The organism is Massilia niabensis (genome assembly GCF_042655085.1).
GTDB classification, from domain to species: Bacteria; Pseudomonadota; Gammaproteobacteria; order Burkholderiales; family Burkholderiaceae_D; genus Telluria; species Telluria niabensis.
In genome coordinates, this window is sequence record NZ_JBHSMU010000009.1 from 144,726 (window position 1) to 158,685 (window position 13,960).

18 protein-coding genes are annotated in these 13,960 nt (G+C 63.7%); 7 read left to right on the forward strand and 11 right to left on the reverse strand.

Annotation, left to right across the window (positions count from 1 at the left end; genetic code table 11):
- Positions 1–255: 255 nt before the first annotated feature.
- The 5 genes from ACFPN5_RS08730 to ACFPN5_RS08750 all read left to right on the forward strand — a co-directional run bounded on the left by ACFPN5_RS08730 (position 256) and on the right by ACFPN5_RS08750 (position 6,114).
- Positions 256–1,992, forward strand: coding sequence for an extracellular catalytic domain type 1 short-chain-length polyhydroxyalkanoate depolymerase (locus ACFPN5_RS08730; protein ID WP_379782187.1), 1,737 nt, complete (start codon positions 256–258; stop codon positions 1,990–1,992).
- A gap of 187 nt (positions 1,993–2,179) precedes the next feature.
- Positions 2,180–2,899 carry a YIP1 family protein gene (locus ACFPN5_RS08735; RefSeq protein WP_379782189.1) on the forward strand — a complete coding sequence of 240 codons (720 nt, stop codon included), beginning with the start codon at positions 2,180–2,182 and terminating at the stop codon, positions 2,897–2,899.
- The gene (locus tag ACFPN5_RS08740) at positions 2,896–4,161 is read left to right on the forward strand and encodes an efflux RND transporter periplasmic adaptor subunit (protein ID WP_379782190.1); all 1,266 of its coding nucleotides are present in this window, start codon (positions 2,896–2,898) and stop codon (positions 4,159–4,161) included. The genes ACFPN5_RS08735 and ACFPN5_RS08740 overlap by 4 nt, the downstream gene beginning before the upstream one ends.
- A complete protein-coding gene (locus ACFPN5_RS08745) occupies positions 4,158–4,892 on the forward strand; it encodes an ABC transporter ATP-binding protein (RefSeq protein WP_379782192.1) in 735 nt (244 codons plus the stop codon). Before ACFPN5_RS08740 ends, ACFPN5_RS08745 begins: the two co-directional genes overlap by 4 nt.
- Positions 4,885–6,114 carry an ABC transporter permease gene (locus tag ACFPN5_RS08750; protein WP_379782194.1) on the forward strand — a complete coding sequence of 410 codons (1,230 nt, stop codon included), beginning with the start codon at positions 4,885–4,887 and terminating at the stop codon, positions 6,112–6,114. Before ACFPN5_RS08745 ends, ACFPN5_RS08750 begins: the two co-directional genes overlap by 8 nt.
- Here the strand turns inward: ACFPN5_RS08750 and ACFPN5_RS08755 are convergent.
- From ACFPN5_RS08755 to ACFPN5_RS08765, 3 genes are read right to left on the reverse strand one after another with little or no spacing between them, the layout of a single operon-like run.
- Entirely contained in the window at positions 6,105–6,911 is an 807-nt protein-coding gene (locus ACFPN5_RS08755; protein WP_379782196.1) for a hypothetical protein, read from the reverse strand. The genes ACFPN5_RS08750 and ACFPN5_RS08755 overlap by 10 nt on opposite strands.
- 3 nt (positions 6,912–6,914) lie before the next feature.
- Positions 6,915–7,604: a hypothetical protein gene (locus ACFPN5_RS08760; RefSeq protein ID WP_379782198.1), complete on the reverse strand. Its 690-nt coding sequence runs from the start codon at positions 7,602–7,604 to the stop codon at positions 6,915–6,917.
- Positions 7,604–8,764, reverse strand: coding sequence for a sialidase family protein (locus ACFPN5_RS08765; RefSeq protein ID WP_379782200.1), 1,161 nt, complete (start codon positions 8,762–8,764; stop codon positions 7,604–7,606). The genes ACFPN5_RS08760 and ACFPN5_RS08765 overlap by 1 nt, the downstream gene beginning before the upstream one ends.
- Positions 8,765–8,978: 214 nt before the next feature.
- Here ACFPN5_RS08765 and ACFPN5_RS08770 point away from each other — a divergent pair, with 214 nt between their 5' ends.
- Positions 8,979–9,242, forward strand: coding sequence for an MbcA/ParS/Xre antitoxin family protein (locus tag ACFPN5_RS08770; RefSeq protein WP_379782202.1), 264 nt, complete (start codon positions 8,979–8,981; stop codon positions 9,240–9,242).
- A gap of 39 nt (positions 9,243–9,281) precedes the next feature.
- Here the strand turns inward: ACFPN5_RS08770 and ACFPN5_RS08775 are convergent, their stop codons facing one another.
- The gene (locus ACFPN5_RS08775) at positions 9,282–9,584 is read right to left on the reverse strand and encodes a YciI family protein (protein WP_379782204.1); all 303 of its coding nucleotides are present in this window, start codon (positions 9,582–9,584) and stop codon (positions 9,282–9,284) included.
- A 214-nt stretch (positions 9,585–9,798) separates the two neighbouring features.
- Here ACFPN5_RS08775 and ACFPN5_RS08780 point away from each other — a divergent pair, with 214 nt between their 5' ends.
- Positions 9,799–10,341, forward strand: a complete 543-nt coding sequence (locus ACFPN5_RS08780; protein WP_379782206.1) for a hypothetical protein — start codon at positions 9,799–9,801, stop codon at positions 10,339–10,341.
- Between the two features lie 6 nt (positions 10,342–10,347).
- Here the strand turns inward: ACFPN5_RS08780 and tatC are convergent, their stop codons facing one another.
- The 7 genes from tatC to hisF form a co-directional block, all read right to left on the reverse strand.
- Positions 10,348–11,103: a twin-arginine translocase subunit TatC gene (gene tatC / locus ACFPN5_RS08785; RefSeq protein WP_379782208.1), complete on the reverse strand. Its 756-nt coding sequence runs from the start codon at positions 11,101–11,103 to the stop codon at positions 10,348–10,350.
- A complete protein-coding gene (tatB, locus tag ACFPN5_RS08790) occupies positions 11,103–11,594 on the reverse strand; it encodes a Sec-independent protein translocase protein TatB (protein ID WP_379782210.1) in 492 nt (163 codons plus the stop codon). The genes tatC and tatB overlap by 1 nt, the downstream gene beginning before the upstream one ends.
- Before the next feature lie 15 nt (positions 11,595–11,609).
- Positions 11,610–11,852: a Sec-independent protein translocase subunit TatA gene (tatA, locus tag ACFPN5_RS08795; RefSeq protein WP_379782212.1), complete on the reverse strand. Its 243-nt coding sequence runs from the start codon at positions 11,850–11,852 to the stop codon at positions 11,610–11,612.
- Positions 11,853–11,966: 114 nt separating this feature from the next.
- Entirely contained in the window at positions 11,967–12,341 is a 375-nt protein-coding gene (locus tag ACFPN5_RS08800; RefSeq protein ID WP_379782214.1) for a histidine triad nucleotide-binding protein, read from the reverse strand.
- Positions 12,342–12,412: 71 nt separating this feature from the next.
- The gene (locus tag ACFPN5_RS08805) at positions 12,413–12,754 is read right to left on the reverse strand and encodes a phosphoribosyl-ATP diphosphatase (RefSeq protein ID WP_379782216.1); all 342 of its coding nucleotides are present in this window, start codon (positions 12,752–12,754) and stop codon (positions 12,413–12,415) included.
- A complete protein-coding gene (gene hisI, locus ACFPN5_RS08810) occupies positions 12,751–13,182 on the reverse strand; it encodes a phosphoribosyl-AMP cyclohydrolase (protein ID WP_379782218.1) in 432 nt (143 codons plus the stop codon). The genes ACFPN5_RS08805 and hisI overlap by 4 nt, the downstream gene beginning before the upstream one ends.
- A gap of 3 nt (positions 13,183–13,185) precedes the next feature.
- Entirely contained in the window at positions 13,186–13,947 is a 762-nt protein-coding gene (gene hisF, locus ACFPN5_RS08815; protein WP_379782220.1) for an imidazole glycerol phosphate synthase subunit HisF, read from the reverse strand.
- Positions 13,948–13,960 lie beyond the last annotated feature (13 nt).

Genomic DNA, 13,960 nt, shown 5'->3' on the forward strand with positions numbered 1-13,960 from the left:
TGTGCAAAACCGCACAAGCGGCGTGCCTGCGCGCCGCTTGTGCGCAGTTTCTCCAGGTCTAGAATAAGTTGGCGATTTCCCTTCGCACAATAAAATAGACAACCGGAGACAAGCCATGCATTCCCTTCCTTCGCCCGCCTCCTAGCGTTCGCGCGGCTGCCTGCTTTCCTCTGTCTTTCCCTTTGTGTCACGATCCGGGTGCGGCTTTCCTGCGCCGCCGCGTCCTCGCTCGCCCACCACGCAACGGAGGCTCCAATGGCATTTTCCTTCCCGCAGGCGGCCCGCCAGGCCTTGCTCCTCGCCGCGTTTCTACCCTGGGCCGGCGCCCAGGCCCAGGTCCAGGCCGGTCCCGGCACCTGGAGCGGCAACCAGACCTGGGCGACCGACAGCGTCAACGGCGGCGCGCTGACCGGCAATTACTACTGGCCCGCGACCGCGCCCAGCCTGGCCGGCAAGCGCGCCCTGGTGCTGGTGCTGCACGGCTGCGCCCAGACCGCCGCCGGCGACATCATCGACGGCACCGGCGACAAGGGCTATAACTGGAAAGGCGCCGCCGACGCGTACGGCGCCGTGATCCTGGCGCCGAACGCCACCGGCAACCTGTACGGCGCGCACTGCTGGGACTGGGCGAAGAGCACGCACAGCCGCAGCACCGGGCACTCGGGCGTGCTGCTCGACCTGGTCAACCGTTTTGTCAGTAACCCGCAGTATGCGATCGACCCGAAGCAGGTGTATGTCGCCGGCCTGTCCTCGGGCGGCGCCGAGACGATGGTCCTGGGTTGCCTGGCGCCGGACATTTTCGCCGGCCTCGGCATCAACGCCGGCCCGCCGCCCGGCGTCTCGACCAGCCAGATCGGCATGGTGCCGTCCGGGTACACGGCCACCACCGCCGCCAACAACTGCAAGAACCTGGCCGGCGCCAATGCGCCTCAGTTCGCCACCCAGGTCGCAGGCGTCATCTGGGGCACGAACGACTACACGGTGGCGCAGGGCTACGGCCCGCTCGACGCGGCGGCCATGCGCATCGCCTACGGCGGCACCTATACCAAGGGCGCGGCGGTGAGCGTGCCGACCGGGGGCAGCAACATTCCCCATACGGATGCGAACGGCAAGGTGCGCACCTCGGAAATCGCGGTGACCGGCATGGGCCATGCCTGGCCAGCCGGCGCCGGCGGGCAAAGCGGCAATTATGTCGATGCCAGCAAAGTGAACTACCCTGCCTTCGTGATGGACTTCTGGTTCAAGAACAACCTGCGCGTGGCGCGGGCGGCGGCGCCCAGCATGACGTCGTGCAGCGCCAGCGCCTCTGGTTCCACAATCACGGTCAACGGAGCCGCCACCGGCACGATCGGCAGCTACCAGGTGGTGCTGAACGGGCCAACGCCGGTGAACGACGCGGCGGCCGGCAGCGGCGCCAGTTTCAGCAAGGCCTACACGGCGCGCGCCGATGGCTACTACAGCGGCAGCGTCACTGCGACCGACAGCAGCACCGGGCTGACGTCAAGCGCCTGCCCCATCGCGCAGTTCCTGGTGGGCGCGGCGCCGGCACTCCAGGCCCCGGCCAATCTCGCGGTCGGCGCGCGGTCCGCCAGCAGCATCGCGCTGAGCTGGAATGCGTCGAATGGCGCCATCGGCTACAACGTCTACCGCAACGGCAACAAGGTCAACGCGTCGGCCGTGGCATCGACGGGCTATACCGATACCGGTTTGACGGCGGCAACGAGCTACAACTACCAGGTGTCGGCACTCGGCAATGGTGGAGTAGAAAGTGCGCGCTCGGCGACGGTCACGGGCAGCACGAGCTCGGGTTTCGTGTGCACCACGACCACGTCCAGCAACTACGCCCACGTGACGGCGGGACGCGCCCACGACAGCGGCGGCTATGCGCTGGCCAAGGGCTCGAACCAGAACATGGGACTGAACAACACCTTCTACACGGCCACGCTGGCGCAGACCTCGGCCGGCTACTACATCATCGGCAATTGCCCATAAGGTGACAGGTGTGACCTTTGCCGGGGCCTCGGCCCCGGTTTTTTTTGTCCTTTTGAAGAAGTTACGCAGCGCCCTCACCCCCACTGGATATTTTCGTATTGGCAACAATTGGTGAGTTTTCCGTTCAATATTTACTGCTATTCTCGCCATCGCCGCGCCTGACTTGCGGTTACCAGGGAGAATACAAATGGAACTGACCAATAACGCACCGACCGTCGGCGCTTCGCCTGCCAGCGCTTTCACCACCATGCTCTACGAGCCGACCGCGACGTTCCAGCGACTGGAAGCCAAGCCAAGGGGCTGGTTCCCGACGATCCTCCTGATGGTGTCGACGGCTGCGCTCACGCTCTGGTACTTCTCGATGGTCGATTTTGCCTGGCTGCTCGACCAGATGCTGGCCATCATGAAGCCGGAGGAACGCGAGCAGGCGGCGAAATTCATGTCGAGAAACATGATGCAGATCTCCTCCCTCGTCAGTTCCTTGCTGATGCTTCCCCTCTTTTTCGCGCTCCTCGGTGTCTACCTGATGATCGTGTCCAAGGCCCTGTCGCACGGGATCTCCTTCGGTAAAGGCTTCGCCCTCGCGGCATGGTCGAGTGTCCCCGCCATCCTGCTGTTCCCGCTGGGCGCCATGCAGATCCTGATGGCATCAGGCGGGCAGCTCAGCTTTTCCGAGCTCAACCCGGTGTCGCTGAACCAGCTGCTGTTCCATTACGACATGACGCACCCGCTGTCCACGCTGATGGACACCCTGAACCTGACGACCTTCTGGAACATCTTCCTGCTCGTGATCGGCTTCCAGGTGTGGGCCAAAGTGAAGCGCTCGACCGCGATCCTGGTCGTGCTGGTACCGTTTGCCCTGATCTACGGCGGGTGGTTTGCCTATGGAATGAGCAAAGTTGCATGAAAAAGCAGCATATCCTCGGGATCGCACTGGCCGCGATCTTCTGTGTTCCTGTCGCCATGAAATTCACCCGGTCCGAACCGGCGCGTGCGGTGGATGTGGAAAAGATTGCCTACCGCGATATCAAATCGTCGGTGCTCGCCTCCGGCCACCTGCTCTACGAGGAGCAGGTGTTGCTGTCGCCGGAAGTCATCGGCAAGGTCAGCACGATCTTCGTGAAGGAAGGCCAGCAGGTTGCCAAGGGTGATTTGCTGCTGCACCTGGACGACCAGAGTTATCGTGCCGAAGTGGCGCAGCAGGAAGCTGCAGTAAAACAGCAGCGCATCAATATCGAGCAGCAACAGCTGAACCTGGCGAACCAGGAAAACCAGCTGCGCAGAAAAGTCGAACTGCACCGCGTCAAGATGATCTCCGACGCCGTCATCGACGATGGCCGCTTCGCCGTCGATGCCGCGCGCATCGAGCTGCGCAACAGCCGCTCGCGCCTGGAGCAGGCCGAAGCGATCCTGCGGCAGTCGAAGGAACGGCTGGCCAAGACCACGATTCGCGCCCCGATCGGCGGCACCATCACTGCGCTCGACATCAAGGTCGGCGAGACAGCCGTGGCCAGCCAGGTGGCGATTGCGGGCTCGAGCCTGATGACGATCGCGAATACCTCCACCATGATGACCGAGGTGAACGTCGACGAAGCCGATATCGCCAGGATCGTCCTGGGCCAGGAAGTGGCGATCCACACCGCCGCCTATCCGGATACGCCGCTCAAGGGCGAAGTCGCGATCATTCCCCTGTCGCCCAAGCAAACGCCGGGCACCCCTCAAGCGGGCGCGTCGCTGGCACGCAGCTATAACGTCAAGGTCAAGCTGTCCGACACGAAGGCGCTGACGCTGCGCCCAGGCATGACCTGCCGCGCCGAGATTTTTACCGCCAGTTCCGGCAAGTCGCTGTCGCTGCCCTTGCAAGCGGTATTGTCGAACAACGACGAAAACACGGACGTGGCCAAGAAAAAGGGCTCGCGTGACAAGGCGCAAGTGAAAACCGAGCACTGGGTGTTCGTGAATAACGGCGGCAAGGCGGAAAAGCGCGTGGTGACGGTCGGCGTTTCGGACGACAGCCAGCAGCAGATCCTCTCCGGCGTGAAAGCGGGCGAAGGCGTCATCACCGGCCCCTATAAAATCCTGCGCCACCTGAAACCGGGCGACGCCGTCACCGGCTCGCCCGCAGAGGCCCCGGCCGCCACGACTACCGCAGCGACCAGTACGACATGAGCGGTGACGCCGCATTGATCCGCCTGCAAGGCATCGCCAAGCATTACCAGATGGGCGGCGAGACGATTGCCGCCCTGAACGGTATCGACCTGGACATCGCCCGCAACGATTACGTCGCCTTCATCGGCTCGTCCGGCTCGGGCAAGTCGACCATGATGAATATCCTCGGCTGCCTGGACACCCCGACCGTGGGCAAGTATTTCCTGAACGGGCGCGACGTGGCCGGGATGAGCGAGACCGACCTGGCGATTACCCGCAACGTGGAAATCGGCTTCATTTTCCAGAGTTTTAATTTGCTGACCCGCGTCACGGCGCTGCAGAACGTCATGCAGCCCCTGATCTACCGTGGCATCCGTCCCGCCGAGCGGGCACGCCGGGCGAAAGAGGCGATGGCGCGCGTCGGCCTGGAAAAGCGCATGGACCATCTGCCGAATCAATTGTCGGGCGGCCAGCGCCAGCGCGTGGCGATTGCCCGCGCCCTGTGCAGCGAACCGTCGATCCTGCTGGCGGACGAGCCCACCGGCAACCTCGATTCCTCGACCGCGGCCGACATCATGCTTCTCTTCGACACCCTGCACGCGGAAGGGCAAACCGTCATCATCGTCACCCACGAGCCCGACATCGCGGCGCATTGCCGGCGTGCGGTGCGCCTGGCCGACGGCAAGGTCTTGAGCGACGTCGTCAACACCGAGCGCGCCGCGTTCCGCTCGCGGGAGGACGTACATGTTTAGCGTCATCGAGAGCTTTCGCTCGGCCCTGCAGAGCATTCGGGCGCACAGCCTGCGCAGTTTCCTGACCTCGCTGGGCATCATTATCGGCGTGGCCTCGGTGATTGCCGTGGTGTCGATCATCCAGGGCCTGTCGGCCTCAATCAGCGCCGAATTCAAGGGCCTGGGCGCCAACAGCCTGACCGTCTTTGCCGACACGCCCTTCGAAGAGTCGATGCAGGGCAAGCGCAACGTGCTCACGATGAACGACTTCGACAAGATCGTGTCCCACATCGACGACATCAGCAATGTGTCGCCGGCCTTCGGCCCTTTCGGGGACTTCGGCACCACCGTGCGCCACGCCGGCCAATCCACGTTTACCCGGGTCACCGCCGTCACCGCCGCCTACCAGGAGGCGAGCCAGTCGTTCCCCCAGTACGGGCGCTTCATCAGCGCCAGCGACGACCGCTCGCGCCGCAAGGTCTGCGTGATCGGGCCGAAGGTGCGCGACAAGCTGCAGCTGCCGGAGAACCCGGTAGGAAAATTCATCGAAGTCGGCGGCGAGTGGTTCAAGATCATCGGCATGAACGAAGCGCAGGGCGAAAGCTTTGGCTTTTCCAAGGACGACTATGTGCTGATCCCGTTCATGGTGGGCAGCGCGATTGCCGGCAACGACAGCAAGCTCGATATCAACATCACGTTCACCGTCGACGACATCGAGCAGCTCGAGGCCGTGCAAGGCCGCCTGACCGGCCTGCTGCGCACGGCGCACAAGCTGAAACCCGGACAGCGCAATGACTTCAAGGTGCAGACGGCGGCGCAGCTGGGCGAGAGCTTCGAGAGCATCATCAGCATGATGACGATGGTGCTGGGCGGGATCGTCAGCGTGTCGCTGCTGGTGGGCGGCATCGGCATCATGAACATCATGCTGGTGTCGGTGACCGAACGCACGCGCGAAATCGGCATCTGCAAGGCGCTGGGAGCGCAGCGCCACCACATCCTGCTGCAGTTCCTGATCGAAGCGACCACCCTGTCGCTGCTCGGCGGCCTGGTCGGGCTGGCGCTGGGCTATGGACTCGGCTTCGGGGCGGCCAAGATGATTCCGAATTTCCCCGATGCCTTCGTGCCCTGGTGGGCGATCGTGATGGCGATCGGTTTTTCCAGCGTGGTCGGGATCGTGTTCGGCATCATGCCGGCGGCCAAGGCGGCCAACCTGCATCCGATCGACGCCCTGCGTTACGAGTAGCCGACCGCGCCCACGCCCGCGCTCAGCATCCAGCCCGCCAGCAGCAGGAACAGCATCGCCATCGCAAACAGCACCGCAATACGGCGGTTGGCGACGCCCTCCTCGAACATGGCCGGCTTGCCGTAGTTGTGTCCGACGAAATAAGCGTAGAACACGGTGGCCATGTAGTGCATGGCGCCGAAGGTTTCGCCCAGTTCTCCCTTGCGCGGGTGCTCGACCAGCAGGTGCGACAGGGCGACCAGCGTCACGTACACGATGGACGCGCCCAGCGGCGGCAGGTACAGGCCCATCTGCTCGACCCAGCGCTGCAGGCCGGGACGCTTGCGCGCCAGGAAGGGCAGGATCAGGTTGTGGGTCAGGCCGGCGATCACGATCAGCTTGAGCAGCACGTTCTTGTGCAGGCTGCCGCTGCCCACGGCCAGGTTGTGCAGGTTGGTTTCGGCCTGGCGGTTATTCTGGAGGAAGAACTCCGACGAGGTAACGTTCAGCACGCGCTGGAACCAGCTGATCTCTTCGAGGGCGGCCAGCGCCACCAGAGCCGTCAGGCCCGCCAGCACCAGCAGCTCGAACTTCGAGGTTCCCGGCTGCCCGCGGCGTTCGACGAAGACAAAACCGAGCATGGCCGCGGTCGCCGTGAAGGCGAGGAACTGCATCCATTCGACGATGCCGTCCTCGACCAGCACGCGTCCCAGCGCGTGCTGGTCATCCGACCAGGCCAGGGTCAGGCCGAGGAGGAAGACATTGATGGCAATCGCCATGAGGATTACCGGATGCGAGTGCCATTTCCTGTTTGCCACCTGTTACTCCTTACTGATTGAAAATTGTTCTATCGGGGCGGCCTTGCCCAGTGCCGGCGCGCCGGCGAGCCGGCGCAGGGCAGCACGGGCCAGCGTCACCAGGGCCCAGCCCCACAGCAGCGGGTCGAGCACGGCATCCCACAGGTTGCCGCTTGGCAGGCGCAGCAGGGTGAACAGCAGCAGCGCACCGAGCAGCGCGCCGTTTTGCCGGCTGCCGCGCCCGCGCAGCAACGCCAGCGCGCACCCGGCCGTGCCGATCAGCGCCACGGTCGGCGCCCCGACCGGGCCGAAGCCCGCGTAATAATAGCCTTGCGACAACCAGCCGATGGCATCGAGGTAGAGCGCCGTGCCCGCGATTGCGATGGCGGCAGCCACCGAGAGCGGCATGAAATCAACTGACTGCGCGCCTGCCTGCGCGCCTGCCGCTTCGCCCTGCCAGCGCGCGCGCAGCCCGAGCAGGCACAAACCGACCAGCATGCCGCTCGGGTACTGGAAGCCCAGGCCCAGCCAGTAGGCGGGCGAGGCCTCGCCCGGCAGCGCCATCGACAGGGCGCTGGCGGCCAGCACCGCGGCCAGGACGCCGCGCGGCAGCCGCCGGGCAGCGGGCCAGAGGGCGACCAGCATGGCCGCGACGACGATGGCCCAGGCCAGCCGGCCATAAGCGATTTGCCATGCGAGATCGGGCAAACTCATCAGATACTCTCTCCTGTGCGAATCCGGTAAGCGCGGTAGGCGATGGCCTGGCGCTGGTGGGTGTAGGTGACATGCAGTTCGTCGCCGACCTGGTGCATGGTCGGGTACGAGAATTCGTCGCCGGCCTTGCCGCTGGCGATGTCGTCGATCGTGCGCCAAGCGCGGCCGTCCTTCGAAATCGACAGGCGCAGCATGCTGCGCGAAGAACCGCCCTCGATGACGTGGTTGTGCAGCATGAGGATTTCTCCGCTGGAGAGGCGGATGGCGGCCAGCGAGGTGCTGTGGTTGGGCAGGTCGAGCGCCGGCAGGTCTTCCCAGCTGGCGCCGCCATCGCGGCTGTAGGCGTGCTGCACGCGCTGTTCCTCGCTCGCGTCGCGCATCCAGGCCCGCACTTCGGTATTCGAGATCGGCACGATGGCTGGCTGCAGCGTCGACATGCGCGCGCCGATGCGTCCCAGGCGGGCCGGTTCGCCATTGGCGTCAAAAGCCATCAGCATCGGATACTTGATGCCGAGTTCAAAGTACACGGGCAGCCACCAGCCGCCATCGGCCAGGGCAACCGGCGACGTACGCACCAGCACGCTGGTATTGAACAGGGGCGACAGCGGAAGCACCCGGCGCACCGCGAAATTCACGCCGGCGTCGGGCGACACCATGTGCACGACGCGCGAGGCCGCCCAGCCGCCCAGGCCGGTCGCCACGACATACAGGTGGACCTTGCCGTCGGGTGCCGTCCAGGCCACCGGATTGCCGATCCGGCGCACGCCGAACCCCAGCGCCCGTCCGAGCGATTCACGGCTGGCCACTTCCCAGGGCGCACCCCATTGACCATTGACCGAGCGCGCGGCGTAGACCTTGACGTCGGGCCCGCTCTCGCGGCTGCCGGCCCACCAGAAGGCCAGCATGCCGCCAGGCACCGTTGCGAGGGCGCTCGCGTGTGCGGACGGCGTATTCCTCGGCATCGGGATCAGCGAATTCGAGATTTCAGTCAGGCTGGCCTCGCCGGGCGCAGCGCTGGCTGCCATCGTCAGTGCCGAGGGCGCAGGCACGGCGCGTGTCCAGCGCAGTGCCTCGGCGCCGAAGGCCGCGAGCACGACCAGGGCACAGGCAGCGATGGTGCGTTTCGAGTAGCGTTTTGCTAGGGTCTGGGATGGATGCATGGGTTTCCTGAGAGCGGGCAAGAGGGAAAAAGCAAAGCTCGCCCTGGAGGAAACGCCCGCGGTGCCGGTTTTTAAGCGGCCGAAACAGCGATTTTATCCCGAACTGGCGGGCCGGTGCCTGGAAGCGAGCGTAAACGCCCGGCCAGTGTGGCCGATCCAACGCGGCGGTGGGGAGTATGATGACCTATTCTTATTATTCAGCCATCGGATTCACATGACCCAGGACGGACAACCCACACCAGGCTCCCTCGACGCGCTGCGCAGCCGTTTCGAGGAACAGTCGCGCAAGGCGCAAACCTATTACACGGTCATGCACGCGATCAAGGGCGTGGTCGGGAATGACGACGCGGCCAATGCCTGGATGAGCGCGCCGCTGCCGGCATTCGAGGGCAGGACGCCGGCCGAACTGGTGGGCAACGGGCGTGCCGAAGAAGTGCTGGGGCACATCCGGACCCTGCAGCCGGGGACGGCGAGGTGAGGTCAGGTAAGGGCGCAGCCATGCTGCCCTTGCCTAACCCTAGCGCAAGTGCGCAATTTCGACAGAACCCTTCTCGTCGAAAATCGGGCAGGCTTCCGCCAGGCGGACGGCGTCGTTGAAATCGGTGGCCGTGATGATCGCATAGCCGGACAAGGCGCTGCTGCTCAGCTTGGGGCCGATCAGGCGGGTCGGCACCTCGACACTGCCGTGGCTGAGGGCGCCGCGGTCGACCAGCGCCGGGCCCAGCGTGTCGAACCACGCAGTCCAGCTCTCGGGATGATGGGGCGGGCCTTCCGCTTCTTCGATGGTCCCACCGCGAAAAACGATCAGAAATCTTTCCATGCCGGCTCCCCTGCGCTTAGGTTTGGCATGCGGCGATGCGCCACATGCTGGAACCTTAATACAAGCCGCTCAGCGGTGACGCACGGTATCCGGACAACGTAGGAGGCAGTGGTTTGCGGCAAGAAATCGAGAAAGGCAGAATTTATTGTTGTGAAGTGAAGGATTGATCATTTCGTCACAGGCACTACGATTCAAACAACCGCAACATGACAAGTTGGAACGCCTTGAAGAGTGGCTGCCGGTCTACTACGCCTACAACAGCGTAGACAGATTGAAGCTACCAAATCTGACCCAGAAGCCAGGCTGGGCGGTCCAGACCCTGAGAGCGATCCTGGTGTCTACACCGTCGGCGCTGCCTGACAGCACCCCTGATTCATCAGTGCATACGACCTTGTATCACCTGGTTGAATCACTGCGCAAAGGCGGGGAAACTTCGCAGGATCCGGCGCGGCCAGATCGTTTCCAGCAGTTCGGCATTCTTCTCGACGAGACAGTCATCCCAGAAATCCTGACCAACTGGTTTTTGCTTCTGGTGTACAAAGGCGATAAATTGTTTTTCCTGACTGGCGAAGACCTGGTGAATTTCTATCGCCACCTGAAGACCATGGCGCTTCGCCCTAACAATGACGCACTTGTTCGCGCCCTTGCCCGTCTTAAATCCGATCCATTCATGCCGAATATTCTTGCTGTAATCGACCCTGATGTAGACAGTTCGGATCCAGACGAGGACCCTAAGCCGACGAGCCTGAAAATGTGATCCCGATCAGGCCGGCTCTTCAGGCGCCTGCGTCATTCTCACGAACAGCGGCGCGACCAGCAGGCCCAGCTCGAATAGCAGGCACATCGGAATGGCGAGCGCCAGCTGGCTGACCACGTCCGGCGGCGTGACGATGGCGGCGATGACGAAGGCGCCGACGATCAGGTAGGGACGGATTTCCTTGAGCTTCTCGATGCTGACGATGCCCATGCGGACCAAGATGATGACCACCACCGGCACTTCGAAGGTGGCGCCGAAGGCCAGGCACATCGACATGACGAAATCGAGGTAGTTCTCGATGTCGGGCATCACCGCGATGGAAGATGGGGCGAATTCGGCGATGAAGTGGAACACGCGCCCGAACACGAGGAAGTAGCAGAACGCGACGCCGGCGATGAACAGGAACGAGGACGAGATCACCAGCGGCAGCACCAGGCGCTTTTCGTGCTGGTACAGGCCGGGGGCCACGAACGCCCACAGCTGGTAGAACACCCAGGGCAGCGCCACGATCAGTGCGAACATGAGCGTGACCTTCATCGGCACCAGGAAGGGCGAAACGATGCCGGTCGCAATCATCGTCGCCCCGGGCGGCAGCGACTGCAGCATCGGGGTGGCGAGGAAGTCGTACACCTCCTTCGGTCCCGGCCAGATCATCAACCCGATGCAGACGATGGCCACCCCGATGATGGCCTTGACCAGGCGGTCGCGCAGTTCGATGAGGTGGGAGATGAAGGTTTCTTCGACTGGCGCTTCGTCGGTCATTAGAAGAATGAAGAGTTAGATTTGACGCCCGGTCGGAACTTGCGCACGCGCGCGGCGCCCGACAATACCCGGGTCTTGCCGCCGTGGCGGTTCTTGTACCACGCAGGAATGGCCGACGAACGCACCAGTTTCTTGCGGCGGAAGTCTTTTGCCTTGCGCTCGAGGTCGCCCAGGCTGGCGGCGGGGGCCGGCGCGGAAGGCTGGATGTCGCCGTGCCAGGCCGACTCCACGTCCTTGATGCTGCTCGACAGGTGGTGCTCGATGTCGGACTGGAACTCGGTCGCGGTATCGTGCACCTCCTTGGAGAGGTTGCGCAATTCGTCGAGCTCGATCTCCCGGCTGACCTCGGACTTGACGTCGTGCAGGTAGCGCTGGGCGCGGCCATAGAGCGTGCCGGCCATGCGGGCCACTTTCGGCAGCTTTTCAGGGCCGATCACGATCAGCGCCACCACACCGATGATGGCGATCTTCGACAGTCCCAGGTCGATCATGGAGCGACTGCGGGATTACGAACGGTGCTTTTCGCGGGTTTCGACGTCGATCGTCGACTTGTCCGCTACCTGCTGGGTCGGGTGGGTCGTCGTGCCTGGATTGGCAGCCGATTTCTCTTCCTCGCCCTTCACGCCATCCTTGAAGCCCTTGACGGCCTTGCCGATGTCGGAACCGACATTACCCAGCTTTTTGGTGCCGAACAGCAGCACCACGACGACCAGCACGATTACCCAGTGCCAAATGCTCATTGAACCCATGATGATCTCCTCGGTGGGCGCTCGCGCCCGAATCAGTGAAGCGTACCGTGCCAGTATAAGCGATGCAGCGCATCCGTGGCCGGTTCAGAATGTTGTCGGATCGTATCCGGACCTTCAGGTACCCAGGCCGCGCCAGGGGCGCGGACCGCCATACATATGCAGGTGCAAGTGATACACCTCCTGCCCGCCGTTTGGTCCGGTATTGATCAAGGTTTTAAAACCGCCGCTGCGCTTGCCCTGGGCGTCTGTCGTCACGGCCACCCCATGTTCAGCCGCCAGCTTCGGCGCCAGCGCCAGCATCTTGCCGAGCACGGCCGTGTGCTCGTCGCTCACGTCCGACAGCGTGCTCACGTGCTGCTTCGGGATCACCAGCAGGTGCACGGGTGCGGCCGGGTTGATGTCCTTGAACGCCAGCAGGTCGTCGTCTTCATAGACGACGGCGGCCGGGATCTGCTTCGCGACGATCTTGCAGAAAATGCAGTTATCCATGTTGCCTCCAGCGAAGTCGGTTGTATTCATATTACATGCGAACGATGACGCCGCGATGACGGCCACCAGACTTACTCGTCCTTGCGGGCGGCCTTTTCTTCCAGGCCGGAAATTCCCTCGCGCCGTGCCAGTTCGTCGAGCACCTGCTGCGGCGTGAGGTCGAACTTGGCCAGCATTACCAGCGAATGGAACCACAGGTCGGCGCATTCGTACAACAGCTTCGTCGCATCGCCCGAGACGCGGGCATCCTTGGCGGCCATCACGGTCTCGACCGCTTCCTCGCCGATCTTCTTGAGGATCGCGTCGTCGCCCTTGGCGAACAGTTTCGCGACATAGGACGTGGCCGGGTCGCCGCCGTTTTCCGGCTTGCGCGATTCGATGACTTGGGCCAGGCGGGCCAGGGTCGTGCTCATGATGGTTTCTTTTTGTTCGTGTAAATCGTTTCCGGGTCCTGCAGCACGGGTTCCACCGCCTGCCAGTCGTCGCCGTCGAATTTCTGGAAGAAGCAGGAGTGGCGGCCGGTGTGGCAGGCGATGCCCCCAGCCTGCTCGATCTTGAGCAGGACCACGTCTTCGTCGCAGTCGAGGCGCATTTCCAGCACCTTCTGGGTATGGCCCGATTCTTCGCCCTTGTGCCAGAGTTTTTTACGCGAGCGGCTCCAGTAGACGGCTTCGCCCGTCTCGACGGTGCGTGCCAGTGCGTCGCGGTTCATCCAGGCGAACATGAGGATCTCGCCGGTGGCGGCTTCCTGGGCAATTACCGGCACCAGGCCGTTTTCGTCCCAGCGGACCTTTTTCAGCCACTTGGCGTTCGCCGCCGCGCTTGTTGTCGAATTTGGCATCAGTTACTCCAGGCGCATCGGGATGCCGAGGCCGGCCATGAAGCGCTTCGCCTCGCCGACCGTGTGCTGCCCGTAGTGGAAGATGGAGGCGGCCAGTACCGCATCAGCATGCCCTTCCAGCACGCCGTCGGCCAGGTCTTGCAAGCCGCCGACGCCGCCCGAGGCGATCACGGAAATGCCGACCGCATCCGACACGGCGCGCGTCAGGCCGAGGTCGAAACCGGACTTGGTGCCGTCGCGGTCCATGCTGGTGAGCAGCAGTTCGCCGGCGCCGAGCTGTTCGAGCCGGACGGCCCACTCGACCGCATCGAGCCCGGTGGCATTGCGTCCGCCGTGGGTGAAGACTTCCCATCTGCCGGGCGCGACCTGCTTGGCGTCGATCGCCACCACGATGCACTGGGCGCCGTGCTTTTGCGATGCTTCGAACACCAGCTGCGGGTTCTGCACGGCCGAGGTATTCATGCTGACCTTGTCGGCACCGGCATTCAGGAGACGCCGCACGTCTTCGACCTTGCGCACGCCGCCGCCCACGGTCAGCGGAATGAAGACCGTGGAGGCGACCTGTTCGATGATCGGCAGGATCAGGTCGCGGCCGTCGGAGGATGCCGTAATGTCGAGGAAGGTGAGCTCGTCGGCGCCCTGGCCGTCATAGCGGCGCGCGATCTCGACCGGATCGCCGGCGTCGCGCAGTTCGGTGAAATTGACGCCCTTGACGACGCGCCCGCCCGTCACGTCGAGGCAGGGGATAATGCGTTTTGCAAGCATAGAAGTCCGCTGA

Coding starts and splice junctions, on each gene's coding strand:
- ACFPN5_RS08760 (WP_379782198.1), bottom strand. CDS start 7,604: ATGAGTTTGCCCGATCTCGCATGGCAAATCGCTTATGGCCGGCTGGCC.
- ACFPN5_RS08750 (WP_379782194.1), top strand. CDS start 4,885: ATGTTTAGCGTCATCGAGAGCTTTCGCTCGGCCCTGCAGAGCATTCGG.
- ACFPN5_RS08740 (WP_379782190.1), top strand. CDS start 2,896: ATGAAAAAGCAGCATATCCTCGGGATCGCACTGGCCGCGATCTTCTGT.
- hisI (WP_379782218.1), bottom strand. CDS start 13,182: ATGCCAAATTCGACAACAAGCGCGGCGGCGAACGCCAAGTGGCTGAAA.
- tatC (WP_379782208.1), bottom strand. CDS start 11,103: ATGACCGACGAAGCGCCAGTCGAAGAAACCTTCATCTCCCACCTCATC.
- ACFPN5_RS08800 (WP_379782214.1), bottom strand. CDS start 12,341: ATGGATAACTGCATTTTCTGCAAGATCGTCGCGAAGCAGATCCCGGCC.
- ACFPN5_RS08765 (WP_379782200.1), bottom strand. CDS start 8,764: ATGCATCCATCCCAGACCCTAGCAAAACGCTACTCGAAACGCACCATC.
- ACFPN5_RS08735 (WP_379782189.1), top strand. CDS start 2,180: ATGGAACTGACCAATAACGCACCGACCGTCGGCGCTTCGCCTGCCAGC.
- ACFPN5_RS08770 (WP_379782202.1), top strand. CDS start 8,979: ATGACCCAGGACGGACAACCCACACCAGGCTCCCTCGACGCGCTGCGC.
- ACFPN5_RS08745 (WP_379782192.1), top strand. CDS start 4,158: ATGAGCGGTGACGCCGCATTGATCCGCCTGCAAGGCATCGCCAAGCAT.
- ACFPN5_RS08730 (WP_379782187.1), top strand. CDS start 256: ATGGCATTTTCCTTCCCGCAGGCGGCCCGCCAGGCCTTGCTCCTCGCC.
- ACFPN5_RS08805 (WP_379782216.1), bottom strand. CDS start 12,754: ATGAGCACGACCCTGGCCCGCCTGGCCCAAGTCATCGAATCGCGCAAG.
- hisF (WP_379782220.1), bottom strand. CDS start 13,947: ATGCTTGCAAAACGCATTATCCCCTGCCTCGACGTGACGGGCGGGCGC.
- tatB (WP_379782210.1), bottom strand. CDS start 11,594: ATGATCGACCTGGGACTGTCGAAGATCGCCATCATCGGTGTGGTGGCG.
- tatA (WP_379782212.1), bottom strand. CDS start 11,852: ATGGGTTCAATGAGCATTTGGCACTGGGTAATCGTGCTGGTCGTCGTG.
- ACFPN5_RS08775 (WP_379782204.1), bottom strand. CDS start 9,584: ATGGAAAGATTTCTGATCGTTTTTCGCGGTGGGACCATCGAAGAAGCG.